This window comes from Paraburkholderia sp. GAS42, assembly GCF_050436565.1.
Classification (GTDB): Bacteria; Pseudomonadota; Gammaproteobacteria; order Burkholderiales; family Burkholderiaceae; genus Paraburkholderia.
On sequence record NZ_JBNDML010000057.1, the window covers coordinates 1 to 4,737 of the forward strand.

Annotated in this window: 4 protein-coding genes; all 4 read right to left on the reverse strand. The window is 62.4% G+C overall.

The genetic code is table 11. From position 1 onward, the window contains the following. Positions 1-223: 223 nt before the first annotated feature. Complete coding sequence (locus P3T16_RS34660) at positions 224-841, reverse strand: BspC domain-containing protein (RefSeq protein ID WP_429345643.1); 618 nt, start codon at positions 839-841, stop codon at positions 224-226. Positions 842-1,223: 382 nt separating this feature from the next. Then, a complete protein-coding gene (locus P3T16_RS34665) occupies positions 1,224-1,898 on the reverse strand; it encodes an energy-coupling factor ABC transporter permease (protein WP_429261016.1) in 675 nt (224 codons plus the stop codon). 280 nt (positions 1,899-2,178) lie between these two features. Next, entirely contained in the window at positions 2,179-3,033 is an 855-nt protein-coding gene (locus P3T16_RS34670) for a LuxR C-terminal-related transcriptional regulator (protein ID WP_429261014.1), read from the reverse strand. A gap of 197 nt (positions 3,034-3,230) precedes the next feature. Next, on the reverse strand, positions 3,231-4,445 hold the full coding sequence (locus tag P3T16_RS34675) for a DUF2863 family protein (protein ID WP_429261015.1): 1,215 nt from the start codon (positions 4,443-4,445) through the stop codon (positions 3,231-3,233). Between the last annotated feature and the right edge of the window lie 292 nt (positions 4,446-4,737).

The window sequence follows — 4,737 nt, forward strand, 5'->3', positions numbered from 1 at the left end:
TGTGCGGGTTGTGCGGGTTGTGCGGGTTGTGCGGGTTGTGCGGGTTGTGCGGGTTGTGCGGGTTGTGCGGGTTGTGCGGGTTGTGCGGGTTGTGCAAAAAAGCGGGGAACACGCTTATCGCGTGTTCCCCGCTTTTTTGTTTTTTGCGCCGCGCAGGACGCGTGGGTCTGGAATTCCGTCCTGTGCGCCGCGGCGTTTGAAACGGCCGCCTGAGGATGCCTGGTCAGTGCGACTTTTTCTTCGCTGACGATTTCGACGTCGGCTTGCCAGCCGACTTCGTCGCCGCGGCCGACGACGATACCTTGCCAGTCGACTTCTTGCTGGGCGAATGTTTGCCCTTCGCGCCTTTCTTTTTCTGGCCGCCGGAAGGCGCGCTACGTGCCTTCGCCGGCGGCACAGGGTCGTTCCAGCTGAACGCGAGCATCTGGGTGCCTACGTAGCCGCAGCGGAACTTGAGATCCATCGGCGAGCCACCTCCACTTTGCGGCACGCCGAGACCTTCGACGGTCACGATGTTGTCGACCTTGACGCGCTGCTTACCCTCGTCGAACGAATCGTTCCACGGCGTGACCGCAGAATGGGCGCTATCGAAGGAGCTGGGCGGGAATTCGACGTGGTCGAAAGCCGTCGAAGTACTGGCCACGAAATTGGCGTGCGCGGCGCAGTCCGCAACGAGCGGATCGGCGTGCAGGTCATGGACGAATCTGTTGACGAGTTCGTTGTGCTGTTCGAGCTGATCGGCGAACGCGGGAGCAGTGCATACGAGCGAGACGCCCGCTGCAATCGCCGCTAGCCGGCCGACCAACCGCAGCAATCGGCGCGGTGCGTTGGTGCTATCCATCTATCAGGGCTTATGAAACATCAGGCACGTAAGATGCCCGGCGGACGAGAGGAGTTCAATCCTGACACAAAATTTTTGGCGCATGCGGCCTGAGCGGCTCTGACCGAAGGGTTGCGTTCGCTGTTGTCGAAGGCGGTGGCGGTGGTTCGTTAAGGGATTATCTTCGTTGCGCGGGGATGCGAGTAGTCGCCCTTTTCTGCAATTACGTCGACTCGAAACAGGTCCTTTCCAGATTCATCGACGCTGCGAACGGGTGTTCGCGATGAACCGTTTTTGCTTTCCCACCGGTTCTTCACGTGCGGATCGTCAGTCCCGCAATCATGAGTCAACCCGCATTGACCCGGCATCGCCCCCTTACTCGCGATCCAGGCACCGCCCGATTTCAGATGCGCGGGCCGCCGAGCCGGTAGCGACGCACATCGTAAGTCGTGACCCAGGCCGGCCGGTAGACGGCAATCAATGCCGTGGACATCCCGGTGAACCACGCTTCGCCCGTTGCAAGCAGAAAGACGCTGAAAAGATAGCCAGCGGGCACAACCATCATCGACCCGTCTGCCAGCGCGACATGCGATGCCACCGCCGCTATCGCGGTGACCGTCACCGCGATAGCGGGTGAGATGAAACCCTGACCGAAGATGAAGACGAACAGGTTGCGCGGCAGCCACTTGACGATCGCCCGTTGCAGAAGCGCCGACACCGCGACTGGCAACGCGCCGAATATCAGGAAGGTGAGGGCGATGCCTTGCCAGGGCGCATCAAAGATCACAGCGGCGATGCCCGTGACCGCGGCCATTGCGACCAGTGCGAGCGCCCAGTCGAACAGCGTGACGACGAGTGTGGCGCCGAGCAGGTGCATGACTGTGCCGTCATCGAGCCATGCATTGCTTGCCCACAGTACCGACATCGCGACGATCAGTGCGAGCCACACGTGTTGCAAGGTGGCGTCCTGGAGACGCTTGAAAGGGTTTTTCCATAGCGCGAGCGCAAGCAGGCCGGCAGTGGCAATCCAGCCACCGACAGCGACCCAGAACGGCAGCGGTGTGTAGAGGAAACCCATAAATCTCATATTACTCCTGGAAGTTAAAACGGGTGAGCGGAATCCGTGCCAGCCATGCTGGTGGCGCCTGTGCGCCTCCGGTTCAGGCCTTTCTCGTTGTGGTTTCCCTGTCCGGTTTACCGGCGCCCGGCACAGCTGGGCGTGCGGCGTTGACGGCGCCGAGGCGGCTCCGCGGTACTGGCTCGCGAGTTCCATGCGCCTGCCACGCTGCGCGATGCCGCAACCACGCCCGACGAAGCGTGCGCAGAGCGTGGGCGTGTGGCCAGTCCGCCCGTGCCGGTCACCGGACGGGCTCCGTGGCTGGATCACCGAATGGCACGACAGGCTCAGCGGCGGTCGCGATGGCGCCGCCGGCGTCGTTTGCTGGCAACGGATACTTGAACTGGTGGTTCGGGCGGCGCCGCAACGGCACAACACCATGTTGTCCGGGGACCGCGTGAGGGGCACTTTCTTGATCCGGGCGCAGCACCTGGAGTTGAGCGGCGAGCCAGCCGTTATAGATCGCGACGGCGGCGGCCCGATTGGGCGCACCGAGTTGCTGGAAAATACTGGCGAGATGAATCTTGACGGTACCCTCGCTGATTCCGAGCGTGCGCGCGATCATCTTGTTGGTACTGCCCATGTGCACGCATCGCATGATCTGCTCCTGACGCGGCGAAAGTCCATTCGAAAGACGTATTCGCCGCGGCTTGGCGGTGCGCGGTTCCTGACGGCGAACCGGAACCTCGGGCGCTACCGGTGGCGATTCGAGCGCGAGCGCGCCGGCTGGCACGTAGTGACCACCTAGCAGCACGATTTCAAATGCCCTGACGATCAGGCGCGGATCCATTCTGCGCGGGATCACGCCCAGCGCGCCTTCATCGATCAGGGCGCGCACGATGCCAGGCGAGGCGTCGTCGGTCAGTACCGCGACCGGTACGGCGCGATGAGCTGCAAACAGCGCCCGGGCGTCGGCAATGCGCATCCCGTTCTCCCAGTCGATGACCAGCAGATCGGGTTTCAGCCGACGCAATGCCCGGTCCGCATGGCGCCAGTCCTGCGCCTCGCTAAAACGCGCCTGACGGTCGATCTGCCTCAACAGGGCCTTGAGTCCCTCGCGCCGTTCGGCTTCCGGGTTGAATACGGTAAAACGCATGCGTTGCCTCCTCCAGATGAATCGGTCGAGGTGGCGCGATGCGCACGGGCCGGCAGGCGCCGGACGCGCTGTGATGCGCCACCGGTCCCATGATGACAAATTCCATCTTGCAGGACTGCCTGTCCGAAAGGCATAGGATGCGTGCTAAGAAAAAGCCCCGCGCGAGGCGGGGCTGTCAGAATCTGGCGGCGCGTGTGTCAGTGGAAGTGAGGTTGCGCCGGTTCGGCGTCCTCGGGCATCTCTGCATGCACGATCTCACCGAGTGGATCTGCATAAAGTGGCACGCCGCAATCGTCGCAGTATTCCGGTTCGAAACGTCCGGCATGACGTCGTACTTCCGTGATGCCGGTTTCCTTCAGCAACGCGACGATTTCTTCAAGCGGACCGTCGCTGGGCGCGGCTTCCTGCGGCTCCTCGTCTATGCCCGGCTCACCATTCTCGCGACCGTAGAGTGGCCACACAACGCCGTAGATCACATCATTGCTGCCACGTCGGGTAAAGCCGACGCGATATTCGTCGATGTGTCGCTCGCCGAAACCCGCGACGACCGCACGCAACTCCTGCGGTGCGGCGCCGATCGTGTCGAAGAGATAGCGCACGGCAGTGCGGACCGTATGAGGACGCACGCGTTCATCGGCATCGCGACAGGCGGAGTAGTAGGCGTCTGGCAACAGGCACTCGAATTCGCAACCTGGCAGGATGATCGACAGATTGGCTCCGCCTTGTGTCGCCCATTGTTCGAGACACTGTCCGCGCTCGATGCGGCTTCCGTGCTCTTCTTCCTGCCAGCGGAACACCGGAGCGCCGACCGGCGCGATGACGACGGCGAGCAGGAATCGCGGATCGGCGAGGATCGGCGATGTTTCAGGCAGCTCGCCGAAATTGAATTTCGCGCCGTGACCGCCAGCCGCCGTCTGCGCAAGCTGTTGTGCCACGCGCCATGTTTCCACGTGATGACGCGGCAATTGATCGATGCTGTACAGGAATGGCGCCATCGCGACGCGCGTATCTGCCGCAAGCACATGGGCCTGCAGATGCGCGCGCAGGGCGTCGGCGGCTTCGCCCTTGAGCGGACCCGACGGAATCGCGTAACGGGTCCAGGCGAGGACCGGTGCGGCGATCAGCAAGGCTTCGTGCGGCGTGCCGTCGTAATCGACGAGGAACGATTCACTATGCGTTTCCGCCATATCGGCGAGCGCACCGTACGCATCCGGATGATTCTGTTGCAGATGATCGAGCGCAGCGTCCAGTGTCGTCTGATTGCCATTACGGACGATTTTTGCCAGCAGCACGTCGAGCTTCGCTTCCCAGAAGCGGTCTTCGGTTCGGCTGCCCGACGCGAAGAGCGCGAGCGAGAGGCCGACCAGCTTGTCGGCATCAGGAGGGAGACGTTTGGCGATTCGCGAGCGCATAAATCCGGAAAGTTTGAGGTGCACAGAGCCGTATATTCTAGTCTTTTCTGTGCACGCCCATCATTTGTATGGGGGCAGCCGGATGGCATAGGCCACGCCGCGCTGCATGGAGCGAAAGGGGCCTGACTCCACGCCGGGGCAATATATGAGGGCTCAGTCGGTGGTAGACGCATCGAATCGCCCGGACTGGTCACGTTCGATCACCGGGGATCGCATCCCCGATCGCCGTTTTGACGGCGTCTGTCCGTTCTCAAAAATAGTGCTTGCAAGGCGTGGGGGAGGTGGCTAGAAT